General features: G+C 70.1%; 19 protein-coding genes and 1 pseudogene. 9 read left to right on the forward strand and 11 right to left on the reverse strand.

The genetic code is table 11. The annotated features are described in order from the left end of the window. The 5 genes and pseudogenes from N4G66_RS41800 to N4G66_RS41820 all read right to left on the reverse strand — a co-directional run. On the reverse strand, positions 1 to 720 hold a 720-nt coding region (locus tag N4G66_RS41800; protein WP_261709555.1), incomplete at its 3' end, for an IS3 family transposase. Then, positions 717 to 1,073, reverse strand: a complete 357-nt coding sequence (locus N4G66_RS41805) for a transposase (RefSeq protein ID WP_261709556.1) — start codon at positions 1,071 to 1,073, stop codon at positions 717 to 719. The genes N4G66_RS41800 and N4G66_RS41805, both read right to left, overlap by 4 nt. A 235-nt stretch (positions 1,074 to 1,308) precedes the next feature. Continuing rightward, positions 1,309 to 1,818, reverse strand: coding sequence for a hypothetical protein (locus N4G66_RS41810; RefSeq protein ID WP_261709557.1), 510 nt, complete (start codon positions 1,816 to 1,818; stop codon positions 1,309 to 1,311). A 42-nt stretch (positions 1,819 to 1,860) separates the two neighbouring features. Beyond that, positions 1,861 to 2,067 carry a hypothetical protein gene (locus N4G66_RS41815; RefSeq protein WP_261709558.1) on the reverse strand — a complete coding sequence of 69 codons (207 nt, stop codon included), beginning with the start codon at positions 2,065 to 2,067 and terminating at the stop codon, positions 1,861 to 1,863. Positions 2,068 to 2,550: 483 nt separating this feature from the next. Next, positions 2,551 to 2,676, reverse strand: a pseudogene (locus N4G66_RS41820) (PadR family transcriptional regulator); the annotation flags it as partial. A gap of 46 nt (positions 2,677 to 2,722) precedes the next feature. Between N4G66_RS41820 and N4G66_RS41825 the strand changes: the two are divergent. Further along, a complete protein-coding gene (locus N4G66_RS41825) occupies positions 2,723 to 2,845 on the forward strand; it encodes a hypothetical protein (RefSeq protein WP_391858972.1) in 123 nt (40 codons plus the stop codon). Positions 2,846 to 2,863: 18 nt separating this feature from the next. On the opposite strand, the gene N4G66_RS41830 is transcribed toward N4G66_RS41825, so the two are convergent. From N4G66_RS41830 to N4G66_RS41850, 5 genes are all read right to left on the reverse strand, one after another. Then, positions 2,864 to 3,403, reverse strand: a complete 540-nt coding sequence (locus N4G66_RS41830; protein ID WP_261709559.1) for a MarR family winged helix-turn-helix transcriptional regulator — start codon at positions 3,401 to 3,403, stop codon at positions 2,864 to 2,866. 101 nt (positions 3,404 to 3,504) lie between these two features. Next, entirely contained in the window at positions 3,505 to 4,137 is a 633-nt protein-coding gene (locus tag N4G66_RS41835; protein ID WP_261709560.1) for an SRPBCC family protein, read from the reverse strand. Positions 4,138 to 4,221: 84 nt separating this feature from the next. Then, complete coding sequence (locus N4G66_RS41840; RefSeq protein ID WP_261709561.1) at positions 4,222 to 6,609, reverse strand: xanthine dehydrogenase family protein molybdopterin-binding subunit; 2,388 nt, start codon at positions 6,607 to 6,609, stop codon at positions 4,222 to 4,224. A 5-nt stretch (positions 6,610 to 6,614) separates the two neighbouring features. Continuing rightward, positions 6,615 to 7,151 (reverse strand): (2Fe-2S)-binding protein, encoded by a 537-nt coding sequence (locus N4G66_RS41845; RefSeq protein ID WP_261709562.1) that lies wholly within the window; start codon positions 7,149 to 7,151, stop codon positions 6,615 to 6,617. Then, complete coding sequence (locus tag N4G66_RS41850) at positions 7,151 to 8,020, reverse strand: FAD binding domain-containing protein (protein WP_261709563.1); 870 nt, start codon at positions 8,018 to 8,020, stop codon at positions 7,151 to 7,153. Before N4G66_RS41850 ends, N4G66_RS41845 begins: the two co-directional genes overlap by 1 nt. A gap of 142 nt (positions 8,021 to 8,162) precedes the next feature. Between N4G66_RS41850 and N4G66_RS41855 the strand changes: the two genes are divergently transcribed. Both N4G66_RS41855 and N4G66_RS41860 read left to right on the forward strand, forming a co-directional pair. After that, a complete protein-coding gene (locus N4G66_RS41855) occupies positions 8,163 to 9,254 on the forward strand; it encodes an XdhC family protein (RefSeq protein ID WP_261709564.1) in 1,092 nt (363 codons plus the stop codon). Between the two features lie 48 nt (positions 9,255 to 9,302). Beyond that, the gene (locus N4G66_RS41860) at positions 9,303 to 10,550 is read left to right on the forward strand and encodes a TetR/AcrR family transcriptional regulator (protein ID WP_261709565.1); all 1,248 of its coding nucleotides are present in this window, start codon (positions 9,303 to 9,305) and stop codon (positions 10,548 to 10,550) included. A 43-nt stretch (positions 10,551 to 10,593) separates the two neighbouring features. Here the strand turns inward: N4G66_RS41860 and N4G66_RS41865 are convergent, their stop codons facing one another. Beyond that, on the reverse strand, positions 10,594 to 11,958 hold the full coding sequence (locus tag N4G66_RS41865; protein ID WP_261709566.1) for an MFS transporter: 1,365 nt from the start codon (positions 11,956 to 11,958) through the stop codon (positions 10,594 to 10,596). A 288-nt stretch (positions 11,959 to 12,246) separates the two neighbouring features. On the opposite strand from N4G66_RS41865, the gene N4G66_RS41870 reads away from it, so the two are divergent. The 6 genes from N4G66_RS41870 to N4G66_RS41895 are packed head-to-tail and all read left to right on the forward strand — an operon-like array spanning position 12,247 to position 17,594. Further along, entirely contained in the window at positions 12,247 to 13,731 is a 1,485-nt protein-coding gene (locus N4G66_RS41870; protein ID WP_261709567.1) for an aldehyde dehydrogenase, read from the forward strand. A 46-nt stretch (positions 13,732 to 13,777) separates the two neighbouring features. Beyond that, positions 13,778 to 14,722: a VOC family protein gene (locus N4G66_RS41875; protein WP_261709568.1), complete on the forward strand. Its 945-nt coding sequence runs from the start codon at positions 13,778 to 13,780 to the stop codon at positions 14,720 to 14,722. After that, the gene (locus N4G66_RS41880; RefSeq protein ID WP_261709569.1) at positions 14,719 to 15,516 is read left to right on the forward strand and encodes an aspartate dehydrogenase domain-containing protein; all 798 of its coding nucleotides are present in this window, start codon (positions 14,719 to 14,721) and stop codon (positions 15,514 to 15,516) included. Before N4G66_RS41875 ends, N4G66_RS41880 begins: the two co-directional genes overlap by 4 nt. Further along, on the forward strand, positions 15,513 to 16,313 hold the full coding sequence (locus N4G66_RS41885; protein WP_261709570.1) for an alpha/beta fold hydrolase: 801 nt from the start codon (positions 15,513 to 15,515) through the stop codon (positions 16,311 to 16,313). The genes N4G66_RS41880 and N4G66_RS41885 overlap by 4 nt, the downstream gene beginning before the upstream one ends. Before the next feature lie 11 nt (positions 16,314 to 16,324). Further along, a complete protein-coding gene (locus N4G66_RS41890; RefSeq protein WP_261709571.1) occupies positions 16,325 to 16,846 on the forward strand; it encodes a cupin domain-containing protein in 522 nt (173 codons plus the stop codon). Continuing rightward, on the forward strand, positions 16,839 to 17,594 hold the full coding sequence (locus tag N4G66_RS41895; protein ID WP_261709572.1) for an SDR family oxidoreductase: 756 nt from the start codon (positions 16,839 to 16,841) through the stop codon (positions 17,592 to 17,594). Before N4G66_RS41890 ends, N4G66_RS41895 begins: the two co-directional genes overlap by 8 nt. Positions 17,595 to 17,612 lie beyond the last annotated feature (18 nt).

The following is a 17,612-nucleotide window of genomic DNA, read 5'->3' on the forward strand; positions in this document are numbered from 1 at the left end:
GTCATCACCCGTCTTCACCTGTCCCGTGCTGACTTGGTGCTGACTACGCTCCGTTGAACTCGGGCATCTGGGGTTGATCGGCTCAGAGCCGTTGCGTGGTAGGTGACCGCCCTGCGAACTCCTGTTCGCGTGGAAGATCACTCCGTCCACGCTGCCGCCGAGGGTCGCGACCGCCATCTCCAGGGCCTCGATGACCAGTTCGGCCCGCATGTGGGAGGCCAACGAGTAGCCGAGTACCCGGCGTGAGTAGACGTCCAGGACGCACGCGAGATACAGCCACGAGCCACCGATCTGCACGTATGTGATGTCGCCGCACCACTTCTCGTTCAGCTGCCCGGCGGTGAAGTCGCGTTGGACGAGGTCCGGGGCGGGCGGTGCGAGCCGGTCCGGGACGGTAGTGCGCTTGCGCCGACGCAGGCGGCGGCCCTCGATCCGGTAGAGGCGCATCAACCGCTCGACACGCTTGCGGTTGACGGTGTGCCCAAAGCCCCGCGGCTCGGCATGGACGCGCCTCACTCCGTAGGTGCCCTTGTGCGTGGTGTGGACCTCGCGGATCTCCGCGACCAGGGTGTCGTCGGCGACCTGCCGCTCCATTCGGGCCTTCGCACCGGCGATCCACCGGTAGTAGCCGGAGCGCGAGACTTGAAGAACCCGGCATATCCGCTGGACACCGAAGGCCTCGGCGTGGGCGGAGACGAAGTCCCAGCGGCGGGTCTTCACTTCATCTCCTTCGCGAAATAGGCCGCCGCCCGCCGCAGGATCTCCCGCTCGAGTTCCCATTCCTTCTCCGCCTTGCGCAGCCGGCCGTTCTCCGCCCGCAGCCGGTCCAGTTCCTCATCCCGGCTCTCCCCGGCCTGATCGCTGTGGCTGTGACCGCGGCTCGCTTGCTCGTCGGCCTGGCGCACCCAGCTCCGCAGGGTCTCGCCAGTCACCCCGAGATCCGTCGCGACCGCCGCATACGTACGCTTCCCGCCCGCCACGCGGCATAACGCCACCGCGTTACTCCTGAACTCCTCCGGATACGGAGACTTACGTCCCACCAGGACACCTTCCCTTGGATCTGCAAGATCCATTGTCAGAGTGTCCACACCGCCGGGGTCACCTCACCGGACACCGCACCCCGCGGCCGGTCCGCCGCTGCAACGGCGGACCGGCCGCATCACCAGCCCGCGACAACAAAACCGAAGTTCGGATCTGGCCAAGATCATCCCAATGCCCCTTTTGGGCTCACCTCGGACCCCCTGAGTCCGGTGAGTTCAAGGAAACCGAAGGTCTTTCAGCTTGAACCCACGGGTCCACCGGTCTGCTTCAGGTCGGTAGACCCGTGTGTTCGGTTGGAACACGAGGATGCTGTGCAAGGCGGAGAGCTTCAGTCGTGACCTCGGCGTCGACCTGCGCCTGTGTTCTGTCGCCGTATTCGAGGACGTCGTAATCGTCGTCCAGGTTGGCGAGTCGTTCAACCAGAGGCAGATCGTGCCCGAAACGGTGGTGGATCCGGAAGGCCAGCTCGCGTGGTGTCAGTTCGCCGGCCAGCATCCGGGCGGCAAGCGCTCGCGCGGCGGCTTCCTGTCCGGCAACGCTGCCCGCTGGGTGGAAGGTGAGGCCCAGTTCGTTGAGTGCCGGTGGAAGGAGGTCGGGGACGTCGCAATCCGCCTCCGCGCGTGTGCACGCGGCCAAGATCCGCAGGACAGGACTATCGAGGCTGGCAACGAGTGCATCACAGGCAGCAGTGACGACGTCGGTTGCGCGGATCTCGCCCATGCTCCAGAGGACGGCATGGTCCTGCAGAGCGGTTGCTGCTGCTTCGGTCGAGGTCACTCGCTCATGATTGCTTTCATCGTGGGTCCGGTCGAACAGGTTTCATCGAAACTGTTGTTCAGCGGCTTGTTCCAGCAGCGCCCGCGCGGAGTCCGTGTAGCGAATCGCCGTCTTCGCATCGAGTCCGAAGACCTCGGCGAGGTGGAGGGGGTCGGGGCCATGGACGAGGGCTTCTTCGAGCTGCAGGTCGACGCGGAACTGTTCCAGGGTGGCGGCCTGGCCGCGAAGCGGTGTGGTCAGGGAGACCACGCTGACCGGACCGGTGCCCAGGGCGCTGAACTTGTTGATCAGCAGGTGCGGGTTAGCGGTGTCGGGCCAGAGGCAGCGTCGGTGGTCCAGCCACTCGCGGGCGATGTGCAGTCAGCGCGTCCAGGGGCCGCACCCGGCCGTCGATCACGAGCTTGCGATTGCCGATGTCGAGGTCGTCGAGTTGAAGGCGCCGGATCGCACCGGCTCGAGCGGCGTGCACCGCGGCGAGCGCAAGGACCAGCCGGTCCGCCGGCTTGGCGAGCACGGCAACGGAGTTGTTGACGTGCTCGGGCTCCAGGGGTTGGAGGATGCCGTACTCGTGCTGACCAACACGGATGCGGCTGGTCGGATTCGCAACGCCTTCCGAGGGATGGGGGCCGAGGGGTGCCGGACACGGAGACGGACGAAGAGGGCGGTTCGGGCTGACGGCCCCGACGACCGGCTGTTCTGCGAGTCGGCCGTGGCAATGGTCGTCGTCATGGCCAGGGTGTGGAGGGTGGCGAAGATGTCGTCGAGCCAGTCGATCGTCATCCGCTCGTACGCGATGCCGCCGCGCAGCACGACGTGCTGCAATTCCTGACCGGCGTCGAGCGGTGCGGGGGAGGGGGGCCTCCTGCAGGCGGGAGAGGTCGATCTGAACTCCCCTCCGTCCGCGGTGACCGAGTTCGCTGCGCTGTTTCCGCACGCCGAGCTGGTCGTTCAGCCCGGGGCGGGGCACTTTCCGTGGCTGGACGATGCCGACGCGTTCGTGGCGGCCACTGCGGCCTTCCTCGGATGACGGGCGGCTCACCGCTGATCACGCCGTGGCGTCGCTCGGTTCGTCGTCGGAATGGAGGATCGAAATCTCCAGCTTGCGCAGCAGTCGCGCCAGTTGGCGGCGTTCGGAGGGCGAGAGTCCGCTGAGCATCCGGCGTTCGTTGTCGAGGTGCTCAGAGAAGACGGTGTCCACTGTCGCCAGGCCCTTGTCGGTGAGACGTGAGTAAACGACTCTGCGGTCACCGGCGTCCCGTTCGCGGACGATGAGACCGTCCTTCTCCAAACGGTCGATCCGCAACGTCACACCTGCCGATGAGACCAGTCCGGTGTCCGCGAGCTGTCCGGCCGTCAGCCGGTAGGGATCGCCGGACCGCCGCAAGGCGGTCAGCACGTCGAAGCCGGCCACGGACAGCCCGTGACGCTCGATCGATGTGGTCAGCCTCATGCTGTAGCGCAGGAAGGAGCGGTGGAGGCGCGCGAGGACCTCGAGCGGGCTGGTGTCCAGCTCGGGGCGTTCGCGCGCCCAGTCCTCGATCACGTTCGCGACGGCGTCCCGGTCCGCCGGCCTCGATGCAGCCATGCCCATCCCCTCGTACAGCGCCCGCGACCTTCTCATGGCACTGAGAATCTTACCGCTGAAGTGATAGGCCGGACCGGGGGAGGGGCTGCGCAGCCGCGGGACTACCTGCGGGAACGCCGCCTCAGCCGCTGAATCACCACGACGGCGACCAGCACTGCTGCCGTCGGCACGGCAGCCTTCCTGAGCAGCACGGGCAGCGCGGCCGCTCCGAGGTCCACCGCCTCCGGCTCGGGCGAGAGCCGGCCGGACGACCCCACCACGCCCGTTGTGGCCGCGACGGACGCGGAGCCCCCGGAGTCCCGCAGCAACTCTTCGAGGCGGGTGGCGAACTGCTGAACGATGCGGTCACCGACCTCGGTCATGATGCCCCGGCCGAACTGCGCGGGACGGCCGGTGATGTCGAGGTCCGTGCGCACGCGCACCCGGGTGCCAACCGGGTCGGCGGTCAGCGTCGCGGTGACCGTGGCCGAGGCCGTACCCGCGCCTCGGGTCTCGCTCCCGCTGACGTCGAGGTGCATCGAGCGGGCGGACCCGTCGCGGCTGACGGTGCCCTCGCCGCGGTAACTCATCTGCACCGCACCGACCTTGACCTTGACTCGTCCGGTGAACGAGTCACCGTCGAGGGTGTCCAGTACGGCGCCGGGCATACAGGGTGCGACCCGGCCGAGGTCGAGGAACAGTTTCCAGGCGTCGTCCGGATCCGCCGGGACGGTGAAGGAGTGGTCGAGCTGCATGGGTGTCCAATCAGAGATGGGCCGGCCGTGGCCGGAACGAGGGGGCAGGCCGCGGGGGTGTGCGGGTTCATGCGTGGGCCGGATTCAGGTGCGGTCGGCCGTCCGGATCAATTCACGGACCCGGCTGGGTGAGAGCGGTCCTCGGCGCACGACCACACCGAAGGGGCGCAGCGCGTCTTCGACGGCACCGGCCAGCACCGCCTGCGGTGCGATCGCGCCGCCTTCGCCGAGCCCCTTGACGCCGAGGTCGTTCATGGGACTGGGGGTGAAGATCTCGTCCATGTCGAGGTCGGGTATCTCCGAGGACGTGGGCACCAGGTAGTCCATGTACGTGCCGGTGCGGGGCTGGCCGTCGGGGCCGTAGACCATCTCCTCGTAGAGCGCACCGCCGATTCCCTGCGCGATGCCACCGGTGACCTGTCCCTCCGCGATCATCGGGTTGACGATGTTGCCCGCGTCGTGGACGACGACATAGTGCAGAATCTCGATGCCGCCGGTGTGTTCGTCGACCTCGACGACCGCCGCATGTGCCCCGCCCGAGACCGCGAAACCCGGTGGGCGGAAGTGCACGGTCTCACTGATCTCGGTGCCGTACCGCCCGTCGGCGGGTTCGGGGGTGCCGGGCAGCGGTGCCCGTCCGGCCAGCTCCGACAGGCCCATGGACGGGCCGCCCGGCTCCTTGGACGCCACGACGCCGTCGCTCAGGTGGAGGCCGTCCGCGTCGACGCCGAGACGGCGCGCCGCCGTTTCGACGATCTTCTCGCGGATCAGCCGGCCGGCCCGGTGGGCGGCGTTTCCCGCGGTGACCAGGGCACGGCTGGCGATGGTGCCCACACCGAACGGGGTGGCCTCCGTGTCTCCGCCGACCACATCGATGACATCGAACGGCACCCCGATGGCGTCCGCGGCTATCTGCGCCATGGAGGTGCGGTGCCCCTGCCCCTGGGAGGGGGCACCGATGGCGAGGCGCACCCTGCCGCTGGGGGCGATGTCGATCCGGGCGGTTTCGAACGGTCCGAGTCCGGTGGCTTCGATGTACATGGCGAATCCGATGCCGATGTACTTCCCGTCACGGGCGCCTTCGCGCTGCCGTGCGCGTACCTTCTCGACATCCGCCTTGGCCACGGCGCGGCACAGGAGCTCGGGATAGTCCCCGGAGTCGTAGATCTGCGGTCTGCCCGAACGGTCCACGAGCCCGGTCGCGTACGGCATCGCGTCGGGTCCGACAAGATTGCGTGCCCTCAGCTCCTCGGGCTCGATGCCCAGTTCCGCTGCCAACCGGTCCATCGCGCGTTCCATGGCGAACACCGTCTCCGGGCGTCCGGCTCCCCGGTAGGGCGTGGCGAAGGTGGTGTTGGTGAGCACACCGACGACGTCGATGTCCACGTTGGGGATGCGGTAGGGGCCGAGCAGATGACAGAGGGAGTTGTACGGCACCACAAGGCCGGTCATGTTGTAGGCGCCGAAGTTGACGGTGATCCGGTCGCGTACGGCGATGAGCCGACCCTCGGCGTCCGCGGCGAGTTCGATGCGGTGGATCTGCTCACGGGCGTGGGAGGCGGCGGTGAGGTTTTCGTTGCGGTCCTCGCGCCACAGCACGGGGCGGCCGATGCGGCGGGCGGCATGGGGGACGAGGAGCTCCTCGACGTAGAGGATGCCCTTCTGGCCGAAACCACCGCCGACATCGGCCGCGATGACATGGACCGCGGCGGATTCCAGACCGAGGGTGTGGGCGATGGCGTCCCGCAGCCGGTGCGGGGTCTGGGTGCCCGACCAGACTTTGACCCGGCCGCTGTACGGCTCCACCTGGGCCGAAATGGCGCGGGTCTCGATCGGCGAGGCGACGTACCGGTGGGCCTCGAACTGCTCGCTCACCACGGCGTGCGCGCGGGTGAACGCCGCGTCCGGGTCGCCGACACGGGCGGCGACGGCGACTGCCGTGTTGTCGGGCAGCTCCTCGTGCAGCAGAGGTGCGTCCGGGGCCAGGGAGAGCCCGGGATCGACGAGCACGGCCAGCGGGGAGTAGCGCACGTCGACGAGCTCCAGGGCGTCCTCGGCGAGGTAGCGGTTCTCGGCGAAGACGACGGCGACGGGCTGGCCGACGTAGAGGACCTTGTCGCGGGCGAGCAGTGGCATGGGAGTCATGCGGACCACTGGGTCCAGGAGCTCGGCGAGCCCCGGCGGGGTGCGCAGTTCCTCCTTGTTCAGCATCGCGGGAAGGTCCGCCACGTCGTCGCCGGTCCACACGGCGACGACGCCGGGCGCGGCCAGGGCCGCGCTCACATCGACGGAGTCGACGCGGGCGTGGGCGTGCGGGCTGCGCAGAAATGCGGCCTCGACGGCGCCGGGCAGGGCGATGTCGTCGACGTAGCGACCGTTGCCGCGCAACAGCCGATCGTCCTCGACGCGCGGGACGGAACGGCCGATCCAACTCCCGTCGCCGTGCCGGTGCAGGTCGGAATCGTGGGACATACGGGTCACTCCCCGAATCGCTCGTCGAGTGCCTGGCACACGGCACGGCGGATGTTGCGGTAGCCGGTGCACCGGCACAGATGCCCACTGAGGGCGTTGGCGACCTGCTCCTTGTCCGGGCGGTCGGACTGCTCGGTGAGTGCCGTCGCTGTCATCACGAACCCGGGCGTGCAGAAGCCGCACTGCATGCCGTGGCACTCGTGGAAGGCCCGCTGTACGGAGGTGAGCGGGGCATCGCCGGGGGAGAGGCCCTCGACCGTGCGGATCTCGGCGCCCCCGCACTGCACGGCCAGCGTCAGACAGGTACGCACCGGCTCATCGTCGACGAGGACGGTGCAGGCACCGCAGACTCCGTGCTCGCAGCCGACATGCGTACCTGTGAGGCCGAGACGGTCGCGCAGGAAGTCGCTGAGGAGCAGCCGGGACTCGACCTGGGCGGTGACCGGACGGCCGTTGACGGTGAGGGCGATCTCGTGCCAGGCGGAGGGCTCGGCCAGCGGCGGCGTACGGGCCGCGAGCGGGGTGGGGACGGACGGGGTCATCAGCAGCGCTCCCAGGCGGTGGTGCAGGCGCGGACGAGCAGGTGAGCGGCGCCTTCGCGCCGGTACTCGGCGGTGGCATGGATGTCGTCGGAGGGCGTGAGGCGCGCCAGCGCGGCGCCGGCTGCGGCGGCGAGGGCCTGCTCGCCGGCGTCGCTGCCCACGAGTGCGTCCTCGGCGGCGGACAGACGGACGGGGACGGGGGCCGCGCCGCTGAAGACCACACGGGCGGCCCGGACGGTGCCCGTCCCGGCGCTCCGTTCAAGTACGACTGCCACGCCGACGGTGGCGAAGTCGCCGTGTCTGCGGGTCAGTTCCTCGAAGGCCCAGCCGTGATCCGCGGGGAGCGGGGGGAACACGACCTCGGTGAGCAGCTCGTCCGCCTCGACAGCAGTGGAGAAGGTCGCGACGAAGAAGTTCTCGGCGGTGACGGTACGGGTGCCGCGCGGTCCGGTGATCACGAACCGGGCGTCCAGCGCGAGGGCCGCACTGGGCAGCTCGGCGGCCGGGTCATGGTGGGCGAGACTGCCGCAGACGGTGCCGCGGTTGCGGATCTGCGGGTGGCCGATGTGCTCGATCGCGGCGGCCAGCAGCGGCCACCCGTCCTGTACCGCGGTGTCGGCGGCGGCGCGGGCCTGGCGCACGGCTGCTCCGATGCGGAGGTTGCCCGCTTCGTCGACGTACAGGTGACCGAGCTCGGGGATACGGGTGATGTCAACGAGCAGCTCGGGTCTGGCGAGGCGCATGTTCAGCATGGGGATCAGGGACTGACCGCCCGCTACGACCTTTGCCTCCCGTTCCTCGTCGGCGAGGAGGGCGACCGCCTCGCCGACGGTGCTGGGGGCGGTGTAGTCGAAGGGTGAGGGTTTCAACTTGCTGCCACCGGTCCTCTCTGGTCGTGGTCGCGCCGTGGCATTCGACACGTGCAGATCTATCTAGTACCTGAAATGATTTACACTAAACTTTCTTCTTGGCAAGAGGCTGTCCGAGATTTCCCAGTCCGAGGTGAGCGATATGCGACACGTCATCGACCAGGCAGTCGCCTGGCAGCGCTCCGGAATCCGCTTCGCCATGGCGACCGTCCTGCGGACCTGGGGCTCGGCGCCGCACGCGCCGGGCGCGTCGATGCTCGTGGGCGAGGACGGCCGTATCGTCGGCAGCGTCTCCGGCGGATGCGTCGAATCAGCTGTCTGCGCGATCGCGGAAGAGGTGCTCGCGGGCGCCGCGCCGACGGTCGAGCGCTGGGGAGTCGGCGACGAGGACGCCTTCGAGGTGGGCCTGACCTGTGGCGGCACAATCGAGGTGCTGATCCGCGAGGTGGGTCCCGAGGTGCCGCTCGAGCGGATCGCCGCCGACCTGGCGGCCGGTGTGCCGGTGGCTCTGGTCACTCCCGTCGGCGGTGGCGGACTGGCTGTGGGTGGTGGGACGGTGACTGGCTCGCTGGGTGACCCGCGGGCGGACAGGGCGGCAGTCCAGGCCGCCGAGGGGATGCTGGGACGGGCCGCGAGCGGGCTCGTGACCAGCGGAAACGCAGCGGCCGACGGTACCGCCTGCGCGCCGGAGCGGGAGTTGCTGGTGCAGTCCTTCGCTCCCCGGCCGCAGCTGCTGATTTTCGGTGCGGCCGAGTTCGCCCGGCCCCTGGCGGGTATCGGCGCCGCGCTCGGACACCGCGTGACGGTCTGTGACGCCAGACCCGCCTTTGCGGCGCCCGAGCGCTTCCCGATGGCCGACGAGGTCGTCACCGACCGGCCCGACCGCTGGTTCCGTACCCGGGAGGATCTGGCCGACGCGACGACCGCGGTGTGTGTGCTCACCCATGACCATCGCTTCGACGTGCCGGTCCTCGCGCTCGCCCTGCGCAGCCGGGCCGGTTACGTGGGGGCCATGGGCAGTCGTCGTACACATGAGGACCGGCTCGCACGACTGCGTGCCGCCGGCGCCACCGAGGCGGAGATCGCGCGGCTGCGTTCGCCGATCGGCCTGGATCTCGGCGGCCGGGGGCCCGAGGAGACCGCCGTGTCGATCATGGCCGAGATCATCGCGGTGCGGCGCGGCGGCAGCGGACTGCCGCTCACCCTCCGGCCCGGCCCGGTGCACATAGTGTGACCGTTTTTGAACGACTGTTTTTATGAACACTCGTTTAATGTGAGGGCTGTGAATCCAGAGAGCAAGGGCCGTAGACGGGCGGCCGGCAGCCCGGTACCGCAGGCCGGGCGCGACACAGGGCAGTCGGCGGCCGCGCCACGCCGTCCCGGCTCCCACGACCCGGAAGGCAATCGCCGCGCGGTCCTCGATGCCGCCCGCCGGCTGTTCGGCGCGCACGGCTACAAGGGCGTCGGGGTTCGCGCCATCGCGGCTGAGGCCGGGGTGACGCCGGGCTTGGTGATGGCGTACTTCGGCACCAAGGACGGTCTGTTCCGCGAGGCGATCGGGGGCGGAGCGGGCGTCAGCGGTGACGTGCTCGGGGCCGACGGCACGGGCGATCTGCCGGCGGCCCTCGCTCGCGCCTACCTGGAACGGTGGGACCGCCTGCCGGCCGAGGATCCCTGGCCCGCGCTGATCCGCTCGGCGGTCAGCCACCCGCCGAGCGCCGAACTGCTGCGCACGATCCTGGAGAAGCAGGTCGGCGAACCTCTCGCGCGGCTGCTCGGCGACTCGGCCGGGGCGGACGTGCGCACCGCCATGATCCGCAGCGTCCTCTTCGGCGTGATCATGGAACGCTATGTCTTCGCGCATGAGCCGGCGGCCTCCGTCCCGACAGGGGAACTCGCTCCCGCGCTGACGGACGTGCTGACCGCCGCCTTCGGTGATGCCCTGGATCCGGCTCGCCGGCAGGTGCGCGGCACCGAGGGTACGGGCGAGGGCGTACCCGCACGCCCTGAGAGCCTGGAGGCCGAGAGCCCGGAAGCGCAGCGCCCGGAATCCCGGCGGTCCGTGCCGACGCCCCCTGGTGCGGACGACTCCGCCTCGTCCCTGTTCGACATGCTGAGCGAGTACGCCCGGCGATATCAGGGGCTTGTCGGCAGGACTGTCCGCGAGTACGGCATCAGCCTGCCCGCCTACGAGGTGCTCGCCACTCTGCGCGACTCGGGTGAGCCCTACCACCGGACGATGGGCGAGGTGGCGGCCGCCGGTACGGTCCGCGCGGGCGGCCTCACCCAGCACGCGGACCGTCTGGAGGCGGTGGGCCTGATCCGGCGGGAGCGCGACGCCGATGACCGCCGGATCGTCCGGCTGTGCCTCACCCCGGAGGGCGTCGCGCTGTCCGAGCGGGTCTTTGCCGCACGGTCCGCCCAGGAGCGTGAGCTGCTTGCCGGGTTCGGGCCGGCGGACCGGCGCCGGCTGTCGGGGCTTCTCGGCGCCCTGGGGCAAACGCTGGGGGCCGGTGTCCCGGAGCAGTGATCACTGCTCCGGGACACCGGCCCCTGGCCTGGACTGCCGGGCGTCAGGAGTTGAGCTCCTCCAGCGTCCTTCCCTTGGTTTCGACGGCGAACCAGGCGATCGCCGCACCCACCGCGGCCACCGCGGCGAGCTGTGCGAAGACGAGCCCCAGGCTGCCTCCGGATCCGATGATCGCGCCTACGGTCACCGGGCCCAGAATGACGCCGAGCCGGTTCCACAGGCCGCCGAACGCCGCACCCTTGGCCCGGTTGGACGTCGGGTACAGCTCGGGGGAGTACAGGTACAGCCCCGCGTTGATCGCATAGAGGAAGAACGTCGTGCACGAGGCGAAGACGGCAACCTGAGCGCCCGAGGTCGCACCGAGCAGGGCGAGCACGCCCAGCGAGAGCACGGTGCCGACGAGCGCGCCGATCAGGGCGGGCCTCCGGCCGATACGGTCGACCAGGAGGGCCACGACGAACGTGCCGAGCAGACCGGTGATGTTGCTGAGCAGGGTGAAGAGGAGTGCGGTGGTCAGATCCAGGCCGAACTGCCTCGTGTAGAGCGACGGCAGCCAGGTGGAGATGCCGTGGTTCACGTAGTAGGCAACGAACCACAGGCCCGACAGGACCGCTGTACGCCGAAGGTAGCGGCCCCGGAACAGGTCGCGCAGGCGGCCCTGGGAGATCTCTTCGGGCGCGTCGGCGGCGGGTGCGGGCAGCGGCTCGGCTGTGGCGCGGACGACCTCGGCCTCGATGCGGGCGATGGCCTCCTCCGCCTCCTGCGTACGTCCACGGGCCAGCAGCCAGCGGGGGGACTCCGCGACATGGCGCGGAAGCACGGCGGCGATCAGTACCGGGAGAGCGCCGAGGAGGAACATCGCGCGCCAGCCGAAGGTGGGGACCACCCACACGGCCACCAGGGTGGCGGCCGCCAGTCCGGCCGGGAAGATCATCTCGTACAGCAGGACGAAACGGCCCCGCTTGTCGGAGCGGGCAATCTCGTTGATGTACGTGGCCGCGACGGGCACGACACCACCGATGCCGAGACCCTGGAAGAACCGGAAGAGCGAGAAGGTCTCGATGCTGCCCGAGAAGGCGACGGCGAGGCTGGCCAGAGCGGTGACGGCGACGCCCAGGGCGACAGTGCGCACCCGGCCGATCCGGTCGCCCAGCCAGCCCGCGGCCACAGCGCCGAGCAGCATGCCGATGGAGGCAGACGTCACGGCGAAGGTGGCCTGGCCGGTGGTCAGGTGCCATTCCTTCATCAGGACGGGCAGTGCGGAGGCGGCGAGCAGCTGGTCGAACGCCTCGAAGAAGGTCACGGCGCCGATCAGGAACCGGACTTTGACGTGCCAGCGCGATTGCGGCAGTCGTTCAAGTCTCGCGGCTATGGAGCCGAGGGCTGGCTTGCCGGCCACAGTCGTCATGGAGGGGTTCCTTCCGCGGGCAGAGCAGTTGCGGAGACAGTAGGTTCCTATATCTAAGCGGTCAATGGTTAAGGACTTAGGAGTCTCGCCTCCGGCAACTTGGTGTCCATCATCGACGCGACGGAGGGCGTGCTCAAGGCGTGAAAGGCAACGATTTCTCCCTGGGCCCTTGCGGAAGAATAGTTAAGTGCTTAGATTTCTAGCACTTCGACGGTTCCGGGTGACGGCACACGCCAGTTCGCTCGCACCCGCAGCCCATCCCCCACCACCTCGCCCGGAGGTACACCCGTGCCGCACTTCCCCACCGACATCCTGATCGCGGGCCAGTGGCGACGCGGTGCGGGCGAGCCCCTCGACACCGTCGACCCGGCGACCGGCCGCGTCCTCGCCACCGTCCACACCGCCTCGGCGGGCGAGGTGGACGAAGCGGCCGAAGCCGCGGCGAAGGCAGCGGCGGACCCGGCCTGGCGGGACCTGCTCGCCCACGAGCGCGCCCGGCTGCTGCACCGCATAGCCGAGCTGACCGAACAGTCGGCCGACGAGCTCGCCGCGGTGCAGACCGCCGACACCGGCAAGACCCTCACCGAGACCCGCGCCCTCGCGCTCAGTGCGGCAGGCACCTTCCGCTACATGGCGGCAGCCCTGGAGAGCGCCGAGGACTCGGTCACGCCGTCCCGCGGCCCCTACGTCACCATGAGCGTGTACGAGCCGCTCGGCGTCGTCGGCGCGATCAACCCCTGGAACTCTCCTGTTGCCAGCGACGCGCAGAAGATCGCGCCCGCGCTCGCCGCCGGGAACGCGATTCTGCTCAAGCCGGCGGCCTGGACGCCTCTGGTCTCCCTCGCCCTCGGCCGGCTGATCACCCGGGCCCTCGACGAGTTCCGCCTGCCCACCGCCCTGCTGTCCGTACTGCCGGGCAGCGGCCGGGTGGTCGGTGACGCCGTCGTGCGCCACCCCCTCGTCGCCCGCATCGGATTCACCGGCGGTACGGAGACCGGCCGGTCCATCGCCACGATCGCCGCCCAGAAGCTCGTCCCCGCCTCGCTGGAGCTCGGCGGCAAGTCGCCGACGATCGTGCGTGCCGACGCCGACATCGAGCAGGCCCTGGCCGGCGTGATGTTCGGGATCTTCTCCTCCAGCGGCCAGTCCTGCATCGCCGGCTCACGGCTCTTCGTGGCCCGGGAGATCTACGACTCCTTCGTCGGTGAACTCGTCGAACGCGTCCGCAAGCTGCGCGTCGGCCCCGGCACCGAGCCGAGCACTCAGGTCGGCCCCCTGGTGCACCACAGCCACCGCGACTCCGTCGCCGCCTACGTGGACCTCGCCCGCTCCGAGGGCGCACGGGTGCTGTGCGGAGGCTCGGCGCCCGAGGGGGAGCGGTACCAGGACGGCGCGTACTACCTGCCGACGGTCCTGGACGGACTGCCCAACACCTCCCGCACCTGCCAGGAGGAGATCTTCGGTCCTGTCCTGGTCGCCCTGCCCTACGACGACGAGGACGACCTGGTCCGCCAGGCCAACGACTCCGTCTACGGGCTGGCCTGCGGCATCTGGACCCGTGACCTGCAGGCCGCCTGGCGGATCGCCCGCCGGATCGAGTCCGGCACGGTCTGGATCAACACGTACAAGCAGTTCAGCGCCTCCACCCCGTTCAGCGGCTGGAAGGACAGCGGCCTCGGTACGGAGAAGGGCCGCGACGCGATCCGCGCCTACCAGCGCCAGAAGTCCCTGTACTGGGGCACCTCCGGCCACCCGCTTCCCTGGGCCAACTGACCCGGCACGCACGCACGCACGTCCGTCCGTTCGTCTGGAGAGACTGATGCACCAACCACCCCCCGGTCCGATCGCCCGGCTCCGCTCACTGCGCTACGTCGAGCTGCACACCCCGACCTTCTCCGAGACCGCCGACTTCTACGAAGAGGTCTGGGGACTGGAGACCGTCGAGTCCGACACCGGCGCCCGCTGGCTGCGTGGCACGGGCGACGAGCACCACGTCCTCCACCTGGCCGAGCGGGAGCGGGTCGGCCTCGGCCGCCTTTCGTTCGCCGTCGCGACCCCTGCCGAGGTCGACGAGGCCGCGCGGCGCCTCGAGGCCCGCGGCATCGTCCCCGTCTTCGGGCCCGCTCCGCTGCATCAGGCGGGCGGCGGCTACGGGCTGCGGTTCACCGATCCCGAGGGGCGTCTCATTGAGATCAGCGCCCAGGTCGAGGCGGTCGTCCCGCGCGGCCGGGACGGCGCTGTGCCCGTCGGGGTGACGCACGCCGTGCTCAACACCACCGACATCGACGCATCCGTCACCTTCTACTGCGAGGTACTGGGGCTGCGCGTCTCCGACTGGTCCGAGCACCAGATGGCGTTCCTGCGCTGCAACAGCGACCACCACTGCATCGCGTTCAACCAGGCCGAGTGGACCTCCCTGAACCACGTGGCCTACGAGATGACCTCGGTCGACCACTTCATGCGGGGCCTCGGCCGGCTCCGCCACCACGGCATCACCCCCCAGTGGGGCCCCGGCCGGCACGGCCCCGGGAACAACACCTTCTCCTACTTCACCGACCCGTCCGGGCTGGTCTGCGAGTACACCTCCGAGGTCGCCCAGATCGTCGAGGACGCCTGGATAGCCCGGGTGTGGCGCCGGGTGCCGGACCTGTCCGACCTGTGGGGGACGGCGGGACCGCCGTCCAAGGGGATCCGCTGCCACATGACGGGCGCGCCGGACCCCGGCCCGCTCGCTCCCCTCGACGCCCAGGAGGCCACCGCATGAGCACCGTACGCAAGGTAGGCATCGTCGGCTGGGGCGCGATCGGCCGGGTCGTCGGCACCGTCCTCGCCGAGGGCCGGATAGGTGGCGCCGAGCTGGTGTGCGTCGTCGACAACCGCCCGCTCGGCGAAGCCGCACCGGCACGGCAGGCCACCTTCGAGGAGGCCCTGGAGGCCTGCGACCTGATCGTCGAGACCGCGGGCCAGGGCGTCGTACGGGAGTGGGGCGAGCGGGTGCTGGAATCCGGCACCGATCTGCTGGTCGCCTCCACCGGGGCGCTGACCGACGAGGACCTCGCGAAGCGGCTGCTCGCGGCGGGACCCGGCCGGGTGTACTTCACCAGCGGTGCCGTCGGCGGTCTCGACCTTCTCCAGGCGGCACGCTCCCTGGGGCCGCTCGACGAGGTGCGCCTCACCACCACGAAGCTGCCCTCCACTCTCGAACAGCCTTGGATGGACGGGGAGTTGCTGGCCCGGATGCGGTCGGCGACCGGACCGGTCGTGGTCATGACGGGCACCGCCCGCGAGATCCCGGTCAAGTTCCCCAAGTCGACGAACGTGGCCGCGTCGGTCGCGCTGGCCGTCGGCGACCTGGACACTGTGCGGGTCCAGGTCGTCGCCGACCCGGCGGCGCACCACACACGCCATGTGATCGAAGCGTCCGGCGCACACGGTGCGTATCGCTTCGAGGTCGCCCACCTGCCTGACCCGGGCAATCCGGCCACCAGCCAGGTGGTGCCGTACGCGGTCCTGCGCAGTCTCGCCGCGCTCGCCGGGCGGACGGGCCAGATCCTGTGAACGCCCGCGCCGACGTCCGGTTCGACGTCCATGTCGAAGAGGCCGGTGACCATGGCCCCCTGCTGCTGTGCCTGCACGGGATCGGCTCGTCGTCGGCAGCGTTCGCCCCGCAGCTCGCCGAACTCTCCTCGTACGTGCGGGTCGTGGCCTGGGACGCGCCCGGCTACGCCAAGTCGCCCGACCCGGAGGGCCCGCTCGGCCTGGACGACTTCGCGGACGCGGCAGCCGCTCTCATCCGTGAGCGCGCATCGACCGCGCACGTCCTCGGAGTGTCCTGGGGCGGCGTGATCGCGCTACGGCTCGCCGCCCGCCACCCGGAGCTCGTCGCCTCGCTGATCGTCGCCGACTCCAGTGCGGGCTCCGGCACGGACGAGGCGAAGGCGAAGGGCATGCGGGCCCGGGCCACAGAACTGGCAGAGCTCGGCCCGCGCGCCTTCGCCGAGGCCCGCGGACCGCGGCTGGTGTCGCCCGGCGCCCCCGACGAGCTGGTGCGCCGAGTCGTGGACACCATGGCCGCCTCGGTACGGCTGCCGGGCTACGCGTACGCGGCCGAATCCATGGCCGCCGCCGACCTGCGCGCCGAACTCCCCTCGATCGCCACGCCCACCCTCGTGCTGTGCGGCGAGCAGGACCGGGTCACCGGCATCGAAGCGAGCCAGGTCATCGCCGGAGCCATCCACAAGACCGCCTACGTGATCGTCAAGGACGCCGGTCACCTGGCCAATCAGGAGCAGCCGGGCCACTTCAACGCCTGGGTGCTCTCCCACCTCCGCATCACCGCATCGATCCCCGAATAGGAGCCTCCACCATGCCTCTGACCACCGACGCGTACGACAACGGCGACGACCTCTGCGCGTACACCGACTCCCTCATCGCCACCAAGGCCTCCCGTGTGGCGGACTTCGACACCCTTTCCTTCCAGGAGAAGGCCGGCGCACAGTTCCGCCGCGGCCAGATCCGGTACGTCGGCTCGGGTGCCACCGGCAACCACGAGAGCGACAGCCGGATCCTCCCGTCCGGCGGGTTCACCTTCTCCAACATGCTGCTGCCGCCCGGCGCCGAAGGCCCGGCCCACACCCACCACGATGTCGAAGAGGCCTTCTTCGTCCTGGAGGGCGAGGTCAAGGTCGGTATCCACCGCGGCCCCGACGAGGCCGAGTACCGCACCCTCGGCTACCGCGACATGATCGTGGTCCCCGCCGGTGTGACCCGTTCGCTCAAGAACGAGGGCGACACCGACGCCCTCTTCTGCGTCGTCATCGGCACGCAGAAGCCGCAGGTGCCCACCTACCCCGAGTACTCGCCGATGCACGGCGTCACCCGTGGCTGACCAGCCCCCGGCCGACGCACGCACTGTCGTCGTCACCGGCGCGGGCCGTGGCCTGGGACTGGCCATGGCCCGCCGGGCCGGCGCCGACGGCTTCCGGGTCGTCGTCGCCGAACTGGAACGGGAACGGGGCGAGCACGCCGTCGCGGAACTGCGCTCGGAGGGCATCGACGCCCGCTTCGTGCGCTGCGATGTCGCCGACCCCGCCTCGGTGGCCGCGCTGGCGGCCGCCGTGCGCGAGATCGGCCCCGTGTACGGCCTGGTCAACAACGCGGCCCTCGCCAACGGCGTGGGCGGCAAGGAGTTCCAGGACATCGACATCGAGGTGTGGGACCGGCTGATGGCGGTCAACGCCCGCAGCCCGTGGCTGGTGTCGAAGGCGCTGTACCCGCTCTTCGCGACACCGGGGCGGATCGTCAACATCGCCTCGGACGCCGCGCTGTACGGATCCCCCCGCCTCGCCCACTACATCGCCTCCAAGGGTGCGGTCATCGCACTCACCCGGGCCATGGCACGCGAACTCGGCGACAAGGGGATCACCGTGAACGCGGTCGCCCCCGGACTCACCGAGTGCGAGGCGACCGAGACCGTGCCCGCCGAACGGCACGACCTCTACCGCATGAACCGGGCCATCTCCCGGCCGCAGCAGCCGGACGACCTCACCGGGATCGTCTCCTTCCTGCTCGGTGAGGAATCCCGCTACCTGACCGGACAGGTGATCGCCGTCAACGGCGGCTTCACCATGAACTGAACTGCAGGAGACACGAGT

Source organism: Streptomyces rhizosphaerihabitans (genome assembly GCF_025399795.1).
Classification (GTDB): Bacteria; Actinomycetota; Actinomycetes; order Streptomycetales; family Streptomycetaceae; genus Streptomyces; species Streptomyces rhizosphaerihabitans.